The sequence below is a fragment of the Clostridium liquoris genome (assembly GCF_002995785.1).
Lineage (GTDB): Bacteria > Bacillota > Clostridia > Clostridiales > Clostridiaceae > Clostridium_AO > Clostridium_AO liquoris.
In genome coordinates, this window is sequence record NZ_PVXO01000052.1 from 1 (window position 1) to 14,990 (window position 14,990).

The following is a 14,990-nucleotide window of genomic DNA, read 5'->3' on the forward strand; positions in this document are numbered from 1 at the left end:
AAAATTAAGGGGATAAGTACGCCCTTTCGGGCCGCGGGCGAAGCCCTATTGGATAAAATTTTCAACTGAATTTATAATGGGAAAAATTCAAAAAATAAATTGCCCACTTTAACTTGACACAAACAATGCCACAGTCTCATATGCATTGAATGTATAAAAGTGATATAATTTAAACTGTCGTGATACCGGCAGCGGTTAAAGAAGGAGGCTAAAGAATGAAAAAAATATTTAACAAACCAAATTTTATAAAATTTGTATTTATAACAATGATATTATCATCCGTTTTTGTAACAGTCAAAATGATTATGGCACCCACAGTTGCACCCCTTCATAATCCCGATATAAGGGTAAAGAGTGATTACTTTTTGATGCTTTTGCAGTGTATACTGGGCACATTTGCAATGCTGCTTCCGGGCTTTACAGAAAGACGTTTGAAAGTAAGCATACCAACAAATATGATATTTGTATATTCTGTATTTCTTTATTGCGCAATTTATTTGGGAGAAGTAAAGAACTTTTATTACAGAATTCCCAACTGGGATATGATTTTACACACCTTCAGTGGTGCTATGATGGGTGCATTAGGATTTACCGTAATAAGTTTCCTGAACAAAACAGAAAAAGTCCCGGTTTATCTTACACCTATATTTGTCGCATTTTTCTCCTTTTGCTTTGCTGTAACTGCTGGTGTCTTTTGGGAGTTTTATGAGTATGCCGCAGATGGAATATTAGGAACCAATATGCAAAAATTCGGAGCAGAGGACGGAACCTTGTTCGTAGGACACTATGCCCTAACAGATACAATGACCGATTTGTTGGTAGACTGTATTGGCGCCTTTGCCATGTCTGTAATAGGCTATATCTCTATTAAATACGGTAAAAACTGGCATGAAAGATTCATGTTCAAACGCAAGAATAATGAGAATAATAGGGACAGCCTATAGTTTGAGAATAATGTAACGAAAGGGATGCTCAATACAAGCTGAGCATCCTTTTCATTACGTGAATTTCCAGTTTTTGAAAGGGGTCAGGCACTTGGTATAAAGTTAATTAAAAGTTAACTGTTATGTCATACTATTGTATTTTAAAAGAATTATAATATACTAAATAGAATTTATTAATTTTTTACATAGCATAAGGTGGTGTTGTAACTATGAAAGTTATTTTTATAACTCCTGCGGCAGACATCAGGAGAAATTCATTTTATAGGTTTGGAGGAAACACTTACGGACACAAAAACAATATTACGGGTCCTTTAATACTAGGTCATATTTTGAAAAATTCAGGCTGTGATGTGGAATGTTATGAAGAATTATATACAGACCCTGATTACTCAAAAATGGACTATGCAGATGTTGTATGTATATATACCATGACTTGTAATTCAAAACGTGCTTATGATATAGGTGACTTTTTCAGGAATGAAATGAAAAAAAGAGTATTGATTGGCGGTATGCATGCATCTGCAATGCCAGAAGAGGCACTTCTTCATGCAGATCAGGTAATAGTTGGAGAAGGAGAAGGTGTAATTGAAGACGTTGTGTATGGCAAGATGAAAGATAAAATAGTCTATGGAACTCCCGTAGAAAATCTCGATGAAATACCTTTCCCTGATTATACACTATTAAAGACACCTGCAAAAGCAGCAAATGTTATGACTTCAAGAGGGTGTCCATTTTCATGTAATTTTTGTACAACTTCTAGAATGTTTTATCCATATAGAACCAGAACACCAGATAATGTAATTAAAGAATTGGAAATTTATAAAAAAGCAGGTTTTAAATATGTAAACTTTGAAGATGATAACTTCACTGCAGACAAAAAAAGAGCCAAAGAAATATTAAGAAAAATGATAGACAATGATCTTGTGTTCAAAGAAACTTTTTTCTTTGGAAGAACTGATATGGCAAATGATGAAGAACTCTTGGATCTTTTGAGCAGAGCTCATTTAAGAAGGACTCTTATAGGCATAGAATCCTTAAATCAAGAATCTTTGGATTATGTAAATAAAAGACAAAGTATTGAGGATATTAAAAGATGTGGTGAAAAATTGTCCAAGTATAAAATTAAGATTATAGCAAGCATAGTATTAGGTCTTGATTATGATAATATATCAGATATAGATAGATCTGTACAGTTTTGCAAAGACATAAATGCATATCAGCTTCAACCGGCTGTGCTTACACCATACCCTGGTACTCCTGTATTTGATCAGTTTGAAAAAGAAGGAAGAATTTTAACAAAAGAATGGGAATATTATGATATGACAAATGTTGTTTTTAAACCTTCAAAAATATCTCCTGCTGACTTACAAAGGGAATTTTTTAAAGCCGCTAAAAGTTTCTACTCCTTCAACGGTGCATTAAAAATACTTAAAACCTATGGATTTGATGCAGGGATACGAAGACTTGCATTTTGGTTTTTTACAAGGTTTGGAGTACCATATTTTAATCATTTATCGGAAAAAAGCAATGGAAATTTATTTTATAGATTGAACCATGGTTTTTAGTAATATCTGATATTCAACCTTTAATGATTTAGATACAGAAATTAAGGTAGGATCAGTTAATATATGTAGGTCAGGTGCCTGAACTTCCATTTTTTGAAAGGGGTCAGGCACCTGGTACTTGTTTCCATTACAGAATTATGGTTACTTCATCGCCTCCCTGTGATTTTACTTCCACCATTTTCAGCCCCTTGTAGTCTTTCAAATATTTCAAGCTCCTTGCAAGTTCGCGGAAATCTACACAATCCAATATTTCTTTTGTCTTAGCATCAAAATGCTTATCTACCCTCTTAAGTACAAAATCAGCTATTTTGCAAGCAACACCTGCAATACTTAAAGGTACAGGAATAAAAAAACTCTTACCATTTTTTTCTCTTATATAAATTCTCATTGCAACTATTCCCTTTCGCATCCCTTTTTCTGCACAGAAGAATTTTACTACCTGTGCATACAATGCTGTTATTCAACAACAATCTCAACGTTGTCACCCTTTTCACTTTTCACGTCTACTATCTTTCCATCTAATCCCTCGGCTACAGCTTGGAGAATAGCCTGAATGTCTATGTCCTCAATGCCTTCTACTCCTTCTACCTTAGGTATTCTCTTAATAGCACTCCCTAAAGTTTTTATAAACTTTACAGGTATATTTATATTTACGTCATCTCCAGTTGATGAATTAACCTTAATTTTAAGCATTTTATCTATATTGTTCTCAGCAGTTGGGACAATCTTTTTTGTTGCAGTTAAAGCTTCTATTAACTCCTGGGCTTTTTCAGCATCAATTTTCCCCTGCTCCAACATTTTTAATACTCTCATTACCTCTTCATTCATTTAATACAACTCCTTTAAATACTATTTTCTTAATAAATCTAATGCTTCCTCAGCTGTAATTTCTCCATTTTCAAGCTTATCAATCACATCAGCACTGTTATCCTCTTTTTCTTTGATTTGTGTATATCCAAAGGATGCAATTACATCCTCCAGCTTACCTCGAACTGTAGGATAAGATATCCCTAGTTCCTTTTCAACATCTTTAATATTACCACGGCATTTTATAAAGACCTCAATAAAATTTAGCTGCTCCATGGTTAAATAAGAGAACTTGGATAATTCAAAGTCATTTTCAATAACAGTGCCACACTTTTTGCATTTTAGTTTTGTAACAATAAGTTTTGAAGAACATACAGGGCACTTTGTTATTATTTTGTATGCCATACTAATCACTCTCCATGGTTTCATTATACTACCATTATTTAAAAAATCAATACTAATATTAATCTTATTAATATTTACTTGTTTAAACATTAAATATATTAATTTATTAATTAATTATTTGAATTAGATAACCTGATAAACAGAATTCTTAACAATCCTTAAATTTCATTAAACATTGTCAAGGCTATATTGACATTGAGAGTACGAGCAAATAGAACGTTTTATGATTTTGCCCATATATTAATTATGGGATGTTAATAAAACGCTTTTTTTGAACAGTTTCAATGAATTACTTGATATATCCTATGTAAACTGGATTTAAAAAATGATTTACTTCTGGAGGAGTGATATAAAATGACAATGTTATATGATCGTGCAGCAGGACTTGTAAGCGTAATTATCCCTGCCTATGATTATGATGGCTATATAATTGATACTCTTGAAAGTTTAAAAAGGCAAACCTATTCTGATATAGAGATTATTTTAATAGATGATTGTTCACAGGATAACACAAAAACTATTGTAAATGAATGGCATACTAAAAATTCAGATAGGTTTGCGGATTTTATATATATACGGCTGCCAAGAAATCTTGGTTTCGAGTGGGCTGTAAATATTGGCTTATGTCTATCCAAAGGAGAATATGTTGTATTTCACGACGCCGATGACATTAGCCATGAGGAAAAAATTGAAAAGCAGGTAAAATATCTTCAGGAACATCCTGATACTGCTGCATTAGGCACTGTATTTTCATCTTTTCGGCATGATATATCAAATATTATATCTACCAGCAACTGGATTAGTTTTGATACAAATGAAATTGAAAGAAACTATAAGGTTGATATTAGGCACTGTGTGTGCTATGGCACACTTATGATCCGTGCCTATATTATAGATGAAATCATTGGTTTCAATAAAGCAGTTCTATTTTCTAATGATTTCTTTTTTGTAAGTAATATTGTAAATCATGACTTTATCGTTGAGAACTTAAATGAAAACCTGTTTTTTTACAGAAACCATGATAAGCAATTTTCACGTAGTCTTTATGAGGACGATACCGTAACTAATAATTATAAAGAAAAAAGGAAAAAAAATGAGGGCCAAGCAAGTATTGTTGTACCAATAAAAGGTATATCGGATAAAGTCAAGGAAACCTTGGAGAGTATAGCCTCCCAAACTTACGATAATCTTGAATTAGTTATTATAGATGAGCAGCCTGATATTAATACAGAAGACTTTATTAGCAATTGGGCAGAACCATATAAAAATAATGGTAAATTTAAAGATTTAGTATATTTCCCCTTGCCAAGGGAAGTTGGATTTCCTTGGGTTTATAATATAGGGGCTTACCTTTCTAAAGGAGAATTTATAGCATTTCACAATGTTGGAGGTAAAAGCCATGCAAAAAGAATAGAAGAACAGATTGGGTTTTTAAGGAACAATTTCATGTATAGTGTTGTAGGTACAAATTATAATGACAGTGGAGATTATATAAAATTCAAGGATGATATTGAATATTCCTATACCGTTGATTTTATGCCTTGCATGAATTTTAATACGCTCCTTTTTCGCAGCGAAATTATAGATAAAACTGGAGGTATTAATAAACGTATTGATGGTGCAGAAGACTTTGAATTTATTTTTAATCTTTTACACCATGGCTACAGAGTAGAGAATCTATCTGACATTCTATACTATCAATAGATAAAAAAGTAGGTGAATAATGATTATGAAGCCAGAAATTAGTGTTATTATGCCAGTATACAATTGTAAGCAGTATATCTTTGAATCCATTAAAAGCATATGTAATCAAAGCTTTGAAAACTGGGAACTTATTATTATTAATGACAATTCTATAGAAAATATTGAAGAAGAAATACAAAAAATACAGGATGACAGAATTCATTATCATGCCTTTGTAGAACATGAAGGCTTATTTAATACATTAAAATATGGTTTACAGCAAGCACAGGGAGATTTTATCACATTTCATGATCCAGATGATATTAGTTCTCCTACCAGATTTTATGAACAACTCAATTACCTTAAATCCAATGATGATTTAGGCATGGTTTCATGCCTTATCAGATGTTTTACTAATGATACTAGTTATCGTAATGCCTGTACTTTTATAGAGAAAATTCAAAATGCTTATATATCCAAAGAACAAATTGAAAATGCAATTATCAATGGATTTTCTCCAGTTATATTTCCTACAATAATGATGCGCAGAAGTCTATTAAGTGGAATTGAGTTCCATAAAGAAGAAAACCAGCTAGAAGACTACTTTCAGATATTTTTGCATTTGCTTAAACAAGGCAGATTGGAAAAGCTGAACAGCATTCTTTATTATTATAGAAGGCATAAAAATTCCTATCATATTCAAAATGAAAAAAGTTATTCTGAAACAGTAGAAGCCCAGCTAAGCAAAAGCGGAGTACAAAATTTTATAAAATATAGGGAGCTCTACAAAGACTTAGAAAAGGAACAGTATGTAGTCAGTAAATCCAAGGAAGATAGCCCCTTAAGAATATTGATGCTTATAGATGCCCTAAATATTGGTGGAACAGAGATGTATGTATTGGAGCTTGCAAAATCCTTGGAAAAGTTAGGAGCACATGTAATTATCGGAACCTCTGGGGGCCCACTAGTAGAAGTATTCAAACATTATGGATTAAAAGTTGTAAAAATTCCTTTTACCAGCGACTATATTTCCAATAAAAACATTATGAAGCTAATTAAATTAACAAAGAAAATAATAGATGAAGAAAAAATCAATTTGCTTCACTGTCACCTTTTTGCAAGTATGCGCTTAGGAAATGATATTTATAGAAGCTACAAGATTCCATATATAGTCACGCTGCATGGCCTATTTTATCCTAATGATATACTATTTCTTTCCTGCATCAATGCAGCTAAAATTATTGCAGTAAGCGAACCAATTAAAAAGCAAATTCAATCAAAATTAGGCTCAAGAATAAGAGGAGAAATTGTGGTGATTCCAAATGGAATTGATATGGAAAATTTTCACCCTCAGCATACAATAAAGAATTTAACAAGTCAGCTTGGTATACCTGAAAACTCTCAGGTTATAACTTACTGCAGTCGTCTGGATTGGGGGAAAACCTTAGCTGCAGAAGCTTTTATTTTTGCATGTTATATTTTAATGAATAAAAATAAACATCTACATGCTTTTGTTATTGGAGATGGAGCTGATAAAAATTTAATCACACATGAAGTAAACATTCTAAATAAAATGTTACAAAGAAATGCAATTCATGTAGTAGGTGCAAAATTTAACGTACTGCCTTATTATCAAAATGCAAATATTGTAGTTGGTACTGCAAGAGTGGCACTTGAGGCCATGAGTTGTGGCAAGCCAGTTATTGCAGTGGGGAATCATGGATATACCGGAATCATTAATCCTAAATCTATGAATGAGCAATGGAATATGTATTTTGGCGATCATGATTCAATAAAAAAAGCAGATCCCTTAACACTTGCAAAAGATTTAAATGAATTACTGCAAAATACCAAAGCATGTAAATCCTTAGAAAAATGGGGCAGAAGCTGGTGTGAAAAAAAATTTCATAGTGGACTTGTAGCAAAAGATATTTTTAATTTATACCAAGAAGTTTTATCTGAAAAAGAAGTAGAAAATACACATAAAGAAAATATGTATAATAATATAGAAATAGATATACAGACAAAAGAAAGTCCTCTTTTAGAAAAAACTTTTTCCGTAATCAGTACAATTCCTGATGACATTGAATTTACTCCAGAAATAAATGAAATAGCATTTGGTTCCAATAATGCAGTTGTACGATACTGCAACAATTGTATCAATGGTAAATTTGATATTACCATACCTTTTACTATAATATTGAAAGATAAAAAAGATTCTAGTAAAACACTAACTGTACCTGATTTGCTCCATCTTGAATTAAATGGCTATAACTGTAATAATTGCATCCACAAACAAGATTGTGAATGTGAAGAAATGGTAAATATTAAAGATAAATGCGGAATGAAAATAGAAACTGAAATAAATAATAATCCTATTATTGATCAGTATAACCAGAATATTAAATTTCAGGTCATTACCAGGATATACGTTAACCTATGCGATTCAGATATATTTGACTTGGGAACTGAAATCTATAGATCAAGTTCTATTATTGGTGGAGATGATAATTCCGATTATGATGACAACTCACTTATGGGAGGATATCCTCATAACAGACCTTAATAAAAAATAAGTAAACTATATGAGAAAGTTGGCAATGAACAGTTATTGTACATTGTCAACTTTTAGTATATCAACCCAAGCAGCAGCGCAGCATTTATAATTCCCAACACTCTCTAATAAATCAACTCTCCTGCTTTATAGCCATTAGGCAATTCCTCCTCGCTTAAAAATTTGAAATTGTCATCACGCAGTATTGGTAAAAATGCTTGGTATGGAATCTTGGAAAACTCACAGGCATAATTACTGGCTCCGAACCATTTACCCTCTTTGCTGCTCAAATTCAAATCTCTGACAAACTTCGTATAGTTTGAGCAGTCATGAACTGCTAAATCCCATTTTTCTTCATCGGCTATTTTCATGAATTTTAGGGTTAATTTCCTGCTCCAAATTGGGGATATATAGCCGAGCCTTGCAATATACATGTTTTCCCCATAATAGTTGTCTATGTTGTTCTCATTTAAATGCAATTCTGCACAATTTATAAAGTCAAGTTTTGTATCTAAGATTGCTTGCTTTTTCTTAAAAAATCCTTGGAAAAACTCAGGGGTCATTGGAGTTTCAATACCTACATTTTTAATATATTCTTTCGCTATTCCAATATTTTCAATAACCTTATCTGAACAATTAGAAGCACCTAGATTAAAACGTATCTCATCAAGACCTGCTTCCCCTAATGCTTTCAATGTCTCTTCCGTGGCTAAAGTACCATTTGTATATAGATGTTGATGAATCTTAGCATCACTAAATTTCTTTATAACTGAATAGTATTTTTCAATTTCCATAAATGGCTCTAAATAAACATATGCAACGCCAGTAGGTTTCTGGTGGATGGAAAGAAGTAAATCAATATCCTTCTCATAAAATTTTGTATCCCCAATTTCCCACATACCTTCGCCAATTGGGGGAATATCCTCTAGTTCCCCATAATTATAACAGAACTTACACTGTACATTACACTTGTTGGTTTTCCTAATTGCACCCAAACCAGTGCCCATCAGACAAGAAACACATCCCTTTGGAAATTTACTTTCATTTCCTACAAAAAAAGTTCTATTCTTCAAGGTTTTTAAGCCCCTAATTTCCGACATTAACTTATTATTTCTATCATCTATTGCTGCTTCAATTTGTGCAAAGGTAGCATAAATGATTTCTTGTTGTTTTGTCATAACTTCCTGGTCCTCTGGCAACATAGAAAAAAACTCAAACCATATCAATGCATCTTTTTTTGAAATTTTCATAATGTATCCTCCCCTAACTATTTGATAATACATGATTTCAACCATTGTTTCAAGTTTTTTTCATAGGCATCCCTGTGGTAGAATATCTAGATATTCTGCAGCTCCACATTCACCATTTCAATATCAAAACCCTTATACCACTGGCTATCTGCCCATTGTTTCATATGTTGGTATTCTTTATTCTCTGGATTACTGATAATTTTTATAAATTCCTGGAATCCACCCTCACCGCCTACATCTTCCGGTGGTGCATCGCCATGTCCATCTATACAATAGGCATAATTTTTATCATAATCAAAAATCATATCTTCTATTTGAATAATGTGTTCCCAGTTATCTCCATAGTCGTACCTATAATTTATTCTTTTATATTTGGGCAGATACTCTGATATTTTCACTCCATTTTCCAAAACCATAGGGATGTCAGTTTGATATTCAAAATTTTTCTCACTTCCTACAATATTAATAATTGGTTTAGTTTCATGGAAAATCATAAAATCATGTAGGTGGTAATCTTTCCAACCAAAGAGTTTTTGCATTACTTTGTGCAATTCTTCAAAAGTAAACTTCAGAGGAACGATAACGTTACGCCATATATCAAATTTTTCAAGTTTCATCTTTACTGACAATTTCAAAGCTTTGCACTTTATAATGGGAAGCTTGAATGTTTCATGCAATTGTTTATAGAACATTTCATCCGGATGCATGTAGCTATCTGAATAATCAATAAAAATAAATTTATTTGCATTTTGAGATACTAAGGGCTGTGCAATACCATCTTCAGAATAGCAATCATAAAAGATACCTGCTGCCTCACAACCTTTATTTAATCTTGCTACCAAAGTCCTATTTTGTGTTTTTGAGAAAACAATTTGCCCTGCTTCTTCCATGTATTTATCTATAACTTCATCATTAACTCCATCTGATAAAAAAGTTTCATGAATTCCTAAAAGGATAGTGCTTTCAATATTCCTGAAATCCTTTGCTTTTAACCCATAAAGAATTATATTATATCGGCTTGCATCATTTACAAGTACAACTGTTTTCCTTCTATTTACCATAATTACGTTAGCATGCCAAGAATATATAGGATTCTCTGTCACCAAAAGAGATGGTTTAATACCAAGTTCATCCTGCAATTTTTTTGTACAACTTATAATCAAAACATATCACCTCATTTCCCTCCAAGCAAAAAACAAGCCATTATCTGCACTAGCTTGTTTATATTTAATATGTTATATATGCTGGAACCTCTATTTTAAGCAAATTATATCATATGCAAATAACTTAAACAATGCATTATATAAAAAAGGCTGCAAAATGTTAAAAGCATTTGCAACCTTTTTATGTAAAGCATTATAAACTTTTATCTATTTCACAGCACTTTTTTGAGGGTTAGGTGTTTTTATCACATAAACAGAAAATACACAATCCTGGTTGGCTTCCAAAGCATGTGGAACTTGGAGCGGACTAACCACAATGTTCCCTGCCTCAACTATTTGTGTCTCTTCTCCAATTGTAATGCTTCCACTTCCTTCTATTACCTGAAAAAGAACATTTACCGGGGTCTTATGGGAAGGAACCTTTTCCCCTGGCTCCATAACCAAATTAACAATACCTATTTCCGGCATGTCTATAATAGGCTTGCCTTTTACACCCCAACCAGTCTTCTTGAATGGCAGCTCATTTACTTTAATCACTTTCATTACATATTCCTCCTATATATTTAATAATATTTATCCGATAACAACTAACCTAATATGCAGAAAATGCATATTGCTATATGATTGATAGCTTTATTATGGCATTAATATTATATGATTTCCTTGACGCAAATCAATTTTTCAGAAGTTCTGTGAATTTTGTGCATTGCCGAAAAAGTTTTTAGTTATTTATGTTTCGGGAACCAAGGAATACATCTGTTTACTCTAGACTTATATTCTCCATATTCCTCTCCGAATATTTTCTCCATGGGTTTTTCTTCTTTTTTCACCAGCAATGTCATAACTCCCCAATAAATAATAATTAGCGGAAGAAGAAACAGGTTATTTTTCCAAAAGATAAATCCCATAACAATAAAAGTGATTCCTGTATATAAAGGATTCCTCACCAATGCAAAAACACCTTTTGTAATTAGCTTATTGTTCCTTATATTTTTAAATAATTTGCCACTTTTCATAGTCTCTATGCATAAAAAAGCACCTAAAACAAGCATGATGCTACCAATAACCCACATTGTCATCCTTAGAGATTCAAAATAACCTCCCGATAAATATCCCGCCTTTGAAATATGAATGCCAACAGCTGCTAATAAAATAATGATTGTAACATAGCAGGGTCCAACGCCAAGGTATGACATCCTATTTCTATTTTGAATCTTATACATATCATCAATACCTTCCATCCTTTTGAAATAAATATTTTTTGAGAATCACTGGCTAGTTAAATCGATTGTAGCCCCTCTAAATCCAGAATTTTAATTTTTTTGTTTGAAATCTGTTTGATGTATCCCGTCTCTTCCAAATCAGCCAATTTTCTGCTGATTGTTTCCGGTGTTGTTCCCAAATATGAAGCCATATCTTTCTTGTTCATTGGTAATACAACCTCCATGGATTGTTTCTCATCATCCAAACACTCAACCAAAAACAGCGCTATCCTTGTTTCAACCTTCTCAGTGGCAAATCCTGTAGCCTGTTTTTCTGACTGCTCAAGTCTACTTGAAAACTCAGCCAATATCTTTATTGAAATAGAAGGATATTTCAATAAAAGTTGTTGCAACTTGGAACGCCTAATTGTGCAGACACTGGTTTCTTCTATTGCCTCTGCATATTCTTCATGCACAGTTTCGCTGAACAAAGCCAGTTCACCTGTAAAATCCCCAGGATGCAGAATCCTCAGCAGCTGTTCTTTTCCAGATTCAGAGAGCCTGTATATTTTAATTTTTCCCTTACTTACGATATAAAGTGAGTCTGATTTATCTCCTGCAGAATAAATATTTTCTCCTTTTTTGTAGGAAACCGGATATGTCACAGCCATAATTTCATCCATTTGTTCTTTTTCTAAGTGATTGAAAATCGGCACTAGAGATATACATGTTTCATGCCTTTCACCATGCTGGTGATAATGGATATGATCATAAGGCCCCTGTTTATAATCTTGCCTTTGAATTTTTCCTTTGTTTTTACTCATATAAAATCTCCTATTCCAAGCATACTTCTCCATGGAATTATTTTGCATTCACCTCACCATATTAATATCTATTATATCCATTTACAAATATTACTCAAGCACCTATATTCCCTAAAACGGAATATCGTAAATTTAGCTTGCCATAACCGTAGTAAATGAGCAAAATCTTACTCCTCAATATACTCAATTGCATTAACAGGACAAGCTTTGATCATATTCTGGAGTTTTTCCTTGTCAATTGTAGTTTTGTCATATGTTTTAATCATTGCCTTTCTCCCTTGTATTTCAAAAATCTCTGAATAATTTTTAGCGCATAAAGTGCATCCCATGCAAGCATCACGGTTTAAACTAAGCCCTGTCTTTGTTACTGTTTCACCCGGCAAATCCTCGTCTTTAAGCACTTTAGAAGCAATCCAAGAAAAAATAATTATTGCAATAACAGTTAGAATCCAACGAATAGCCATAAATTTAGGTCCCAAGAATTTAGTTTCATTTAAAAGCATTGGAACTTTAATTACTGCCCATGAACTTAAAATAATAATGATATTTCTAATAGATGCCCCTTTTTTATGCAGCATAACACACATTGGGAATGCGGCATAAATAGGACCTGCTGAAATACTGCCAACTACAAAAGCAAGGAACACTCCTTTAGCTTTTGCGTCTTTCCCTAAAAATTTCATAATCTTTTCTTTTGGCACCCACATATCTAAAAGTGCTGTAAGTACAAATATAACCGGCATAATCATTAACATTTCTTTTATATAATAGCCACTATTTTTAATTGATTCTATGCCCATAGGTGGTTTTATTATAAACATTATTATATATGCCAAAACAACTAAAAATAAGAATAAGTTCTCTTTTATTTTATTTATAACCGTCATATAATCACCCCCATCACCAGTGCGATAATTATTGCAGACAAAAAGCTAAACCCGTTACGGATAGCGGTAAACTTTGCCCCAAACTCTTTTTTCTCAAGTGGAAATGTCACCACACCAACCATTGTAAGAGTAGTCAAAAAAGCTACTGATGGCACTATGCCAACCCCTGCATTTACTAATGTTCCTACTAATGGAAAGGCAATAAATGCAGGAACTAATGTAATGGTTCCAAGTATGGCCGCTGAAACCGTTGCTAGTAAAACAGATTGCTTGCCAACAAAATTCGCAATTTCTGTGGGTGGTAGTAATGTTAAAATTAGTCCTATGGCAAAAATAATAGAAAATATGCTTGTTGCCATTCCTTTCCCCATACCAAAAGCCATTTTAAGTGCTTGCTTTGTTTTGGTTTTATCTTTTACCAATGAAACCCCAAGAAAAATCAAAGTACCAACCCAAATGGCCATCGTGAAAATATCCATGTATAAATCCTCCTATATATTCATTGAAATTATTTTAACACCATGTTTTGCAAACAAATAGACACATAAGTTTCTTTTTGTTATAATTAAAATAAAAAGGTGAATTTATGATTGAACATTTAAAAAATCTACCTCACCTTCAAGGTGTAGATTCAAAAATAATAGAAAATTTAGTTATGGACAAGCAAATTCTTCAGCGTTCATATAATAAAGGAATGACAGTACACGAACAATATACTGAATGTTATGGCATGGACATTGTTCTCTCGGGGAAATTAATAGCCTATTCCCTAGCATCAAATGGTTCTGAAACAATTGTATTTGAATTTAGTAAGCATAGTATTATTGGTGCAAATCTCTTATTTGGAGAGCAAAATAAATATCCCATGAATATTTATAGCATTACTGATTGTAGCATTTTCCACATTTCAAAAGCAGCAGTTAACGAACTACTGAAAGAATATAGTTTTGTTATGCAATTTGTGAGATCACTATCTTTAAACTCCCAGGGAATGAATAAAAAGATTGCTATGTATACTCAGAAATCTTTAAGAGAAAATTTAATAGATTATTTTGCTGCACTTTCTGTAGTCCAAAAATCTAAGACTATCATTTTACCTATTTCAAAAAAACAACTTGCTGACCATTTTGGCGTTCAAAGACCATCACTTTTCCGTGAATTAAAGCGAATGAAAGATGATGGATTAATAGAAGTTGATAATAGGAAAATTGCGCTTAATTTCCTTGATTAACAAAAAACACCCTATCAGGCTTGTTGAATTGAAAAGAATATCAGTTTGTGTCAAGTTCTAGTAGAATAATATTTACATTTCCTTACAAGTGCCTGACCCCCCATGTTTCTTTAAGGTTTTATATAAGCGTATCCTTCTGCTTGTTTATTTATAAGTTCTAAAACTCCAACAGGGACTATATCTACGCACTCCATTAAATCTTCTTTTTTTATACCATATGAGTTTAATGCATTATTACAAGCAACAAATTTAACTCCTTTACTATTCAGTTTTTTCATAACTGAAATCTCAGAATTTAAATCTACATTTATAGTATAAAGCTTAACTGCTTCTGAGTTAGCCATAACTTCAATATTACACTTTTCAACATCTACAGCATGTAATAAATTACTTACATTCTTTAATAATAGCTTCCATTTATTCAATTCATCTATATGGAATATAACTTTAATTTCTCCCATATCAATCACCTCTT

The 14,990-nt window shown here is 32.5% G+C and carries 16 protein-coding genes; 5 read left to right on the top strand and 11 right to left on the bottom strand.

Annotated features, from left to right (window positions below; translation table 11 throughout):
• Window positions 1–215 precede the first annotated feature (215 nt).
• Window positions 216–944 (top strand): DUF2238 domain-containing protein, encoded by a 729-nt coding sequence (locus CLLI_RS09710; protein ID WP_106064023.1) that lies wholly within the window; start codon window positions 216–218, stop codon window positions 942–944.
• A gap of 209 nt (window positions 945–1,153) precedes the next feature.
• A complete protein-coding gene (locus CLLI_RS09715; protein ID WP_146127088.1) occupies window positions 1,154–2,509 on the top strand; it encodes a B12-binding domain-containing radical SAM protein in 1,356 nt (451 codons plus the stop codon).
• Window positions 2,510–2,636: 127 nt separating this feature from the next.
• Here CLLI_RS09715 and CLLI_RS09720 read toward each other — a convergent pair whose 3' ends face one another.
• From CLLI_RS09720 to CLLI_RS09730, 3 genes are read right to left on the bottom strand one after another with little or no spacing between them, the layout of a single operon-like run.
• Window positions 2,637–2,918, bottom strand: coding sequence for a hypothetical protein (locus CLLI_RS09720; RefSeq protein ID WP_146127089.1), 282 nt, complete (start codon window positions 2,916–2,918; stop codon window positions 2,637–2,639).
• 47 nt (window positions 2,919–2,965) lie between these two features.
• A complete protein-coding gene (locus tag CLLI_RS09725) occupies window positions 2,966–3,337 on the bottom strand; it encodes an SHOCT-like domain-containing protein (protein ID WP_106064025.1) in 372 nt (123 codons plus the stop codon).
• A 21-nt stretch (window positions 3,338–3,358) separates the two neighbouring features.
• Window positions 3,359–3,721, bottom strand: a complete 363-nt coding sequence (locus CLLI_RS09730) for a DUF2089 domain-containing protein (protein ID WP_106064026.1) — start codon at window positions 3,719–3,721, stop codon at window positions 3,359–3,361.
• A gap of 354 nt (window positions 3,722–4,075) precedes the next feature.
• Between CLLI_RS09730 and CLLI_RS09735 the strand changes: the two genes are divergently transcribed.
• Together CLLI_RS09735 and CLLI_RS09740 are read left to right on the top strand one after the other, a co-directional pair.
• Window positions 4,076–5,425, top strand: a complete 1,350-nt coding sequence (locus tag CLLI_RS09735) for a glycosyltransferase family 2 protein (RefSeq protein WP_106064027.1) — start codon at window positions 4,076–4,078, stop codon at window positions 5,423–5,425.
• A 25-nt stretch (window positions 5,426–5,450) separates the two neighbouring features.
• Complete coding sequence (locus tag CLLI_RS09740; RefSeq protein ID WP_106064028.1) at window positions 5,451–7,970, top strand: glycosyltransferase; 2,520 nt, start codon at window positions 5,451–5,453, stop codon at window positions 7,968–7,970.
• 113 nt (window positions 7,971–8,083) lie between these two features.
• Here the strand turns inward: CLLI_RS09740 and CLLI_RS09745 are convergent, their stop codons facing one another.
• From CLLI_RS09745 to CLLI_RS09775, 7 genes are all read right to left on the bottom strand, one after another.
• Window positions 8,084–9,208, bottom strand: coding sequence for a radical SAM protein (locus tag CLLI_RS09745; protein ID WP_106064029.1), 1,125 nt, complete (start codon window positions 9,206–9,208; stop codon window positions 8,084–8,086).
• Window positions 9,209–9,294: 86 nt separating this feature from the next.
• Window positions 9,295–10,371, bottom strand: a complete 1,077-nt coding sequence (locus CLLI_RS09750; RefSeq protein ID WP_106064030.1) for a plasmid pRiA4b ORF-3 family protein — start codon at window positions 10,369–10,371, stop codon at window positions 9,295–9,297.
• Window positions 10,372–10,578: 207 nt separating this feature from the next.
• Entirely contained in the window at window positions 10,579–10,914 is a 336-nt protein-coding gene (locus CLLI_RS09755; RefSeq protein ID WP_106064031.1) for a cupin domain-containing protein, read from the bottom strand.
• A gap of 182 nt (window positions 10,915–11,096) precedes the next feature.
• Entirely contained in the window at window positions 11,097–11,594 is a 498-nt protein-coding gene (locus tag CLLI_RS09760; protein WP_170063696.1) for a methyltransferase family protein, read from the bottom strand.
• 56 nt (window positions 11,595–11,650) lie between these two features.
• Entirely contained in the window at window positions 11,651–12,397 is a 747-nt protein-coding gene (locus tag CLLI_RS09765) for a Crp/Fnr family transcriptional regulator (RefSeq protein ID WP_106064033.1), read from the bottom strand.
• A 167-nt stretch (window positions 12,398–12,564) separates the two neighbouring features.
• Window positions 12,565–13,284, bottom strand: a complete 720-nt coding sequence (locus CLLI_RS09770; protein WP_106064034.1) for a permease — start codon at window positions 13,282–13,284, stop codon at window positions 12,565–12,567.
• Window positions 13,281–13,763, bottom strand: coding sequence for a permease (locus CLLI_RS09775; RefSeq protein WP_106064035.1), 483 nt, complete (start codon window positions 13,761–13,763; stop codon window positions 13,281–13,283). The genes CLLI_RS09770 and CLLI_RS09775 overlap by 4 nt, the downstream gene beginning before the upstream one ends.
• A 107-nt stretch (window positions 13,764–13,870) precedes the next feature.
• Between CLLI_RS09775 and CLLI_RS09780 the strand changes: the two genes are divergently transcribed.
• Complete coding sequence (locus CLLI_RS09780; protein WP_106064036.1) at window positions 13,871–14,515, top strand: Crp/Fnr family transcriptional regulator; 645 nt, start codon at window positions 13,871–13,873, stop codon at window positions 14,513–14,515.
• Window positions 14,516–14,625: 110 nt separating this feature from the next.
• Here the strand turns inward: CLLI_RS09780 and CLLI_RS09785 are convergent, their stop codons facing one another.
• A complete protein-coding gene (locus CLLI_RS09785) occupies window positions 14,626–14,976 on the bottom strand; it encodes a DsrE family protein (protein ID WP_207655094.1) in 351 nt (116 codons plus the stop codon).
• Window positions 14,977–14,990: the final 14 nt, after the last annotated feature.

What these genes read in the sequence shown, in the direction of transcription:
- CLLI_RS09770 (WP_106064034.1), bottom strand. Translation starts at nt 13,284, where the DNA reads ATGACGGTTATAAATAAAATAAAAGAGAACTTATTCTTATTTTTAGTT.
- CLLI_RS09720 (WP_146127089.1), bottom strand. Translation starts at nt 2,918, where the DNA reads ATGCGAAAGGGAATAGTTGCAATGAGAATTTATATAAGAGAAAAAAAT.
- CLLI_RS09765 (WP_106064033.1), bottom strand. Translation starts at nt 12,397, where the DNA reads ATGAGTAAAAACAAAGGAAAAATTCAAAGGCAAGATTATAAACAGGGG.
- CLLI_RS09740 (WP_106064028.1), top strand. Translation starts at nt 5,451, where the DNA reads ATGAAGCCAGAAATTAGTGTTATTATGCCAGTATACAATTGTAAGCAG.
- CLLI_RS09730 (WP_106064026.1), bottom strand. Translation starts at nt 3,721, where the DNA reads ATGGCATACAAAATAATAACAAAGTGCCCTGTATGTTCTTCAAAACTT.
- CLLI_RS09780 (WP_106064036.1), top strand. Translation starts at nt 13,871, where the DNA reads ATGATTGAACATTTAAAAAATCTACCTCACCTTCAAGGTGTAGATTCA.
- CLLI_RS09735 (WP_106064027.1), top strand. Translation starts at nt 4,076, where the DNA reads ATGACAATGTTATATGATCGTGCAGCAGGACTTGTAAGCGTAATTATC.
- CLLI_RS09725 (WP_106064025.1), bottom strand. Translation starts at nt 3,337, where the DNA reads ATGAATGAAGAGGTAATGAGAGTATTAAAAATGTTGGAGCAGGGGAAA.
- CLLI_RS09775 (WP_106064035.1), bottom strand. Translation starts at nt 13,763, where the DNA reads ATGGATATTTTCACGATGGCCATTTGGGTTGGTACTTTGATTTTTCTT.
- CLLI_RS09755 (WP_106064031.1), bottom strand. Translation starts at nt 10,914, where the DNA reads ATGAAAGTGATTAAAGTAAATGAGCTGCCATTCAAGAAGACTGGTTGG.
- CLLI_RS09715 (WP_146127088.1), top strand. Translation starts at nt 1,154, where the DNA reads ATGAAAGTTATTTTTATAACTCCTGCGGCAGACATCAGGAGAAATTCA.
- CLLI_RS09710 (WP_106064023.1), top strand. Translation starts at nt 216, where the DNA reads ATGAAAAAAATATTTAACAAACCAAATTTTATAAAATTTGTATTTATA.
- CLLI_RS09760 (WP_170063696.1), bottom strand. Translation starts at nt 11,594, where the DNA reads ATGTATAAGATTCAAAATAGAAATAGGATGTCATACCTTGGCGTTGGA.
- CLLI_RS09785 (WP_207655094.1), bottom strand. Translation starts at nt 14,976, where the DNA reads ATGGGAGAAATTAAAGTTATATTCCATATAGATGAATTGAATAAATGG.
- CLLI_RS09745 (WP_106064029.1), bottom strand. Translation starts at nt 9,208, where the DNA reads ATGAAAATTTCAAAAAAAGATGCATTGATATGGTTTGAGTTTTTTTCT.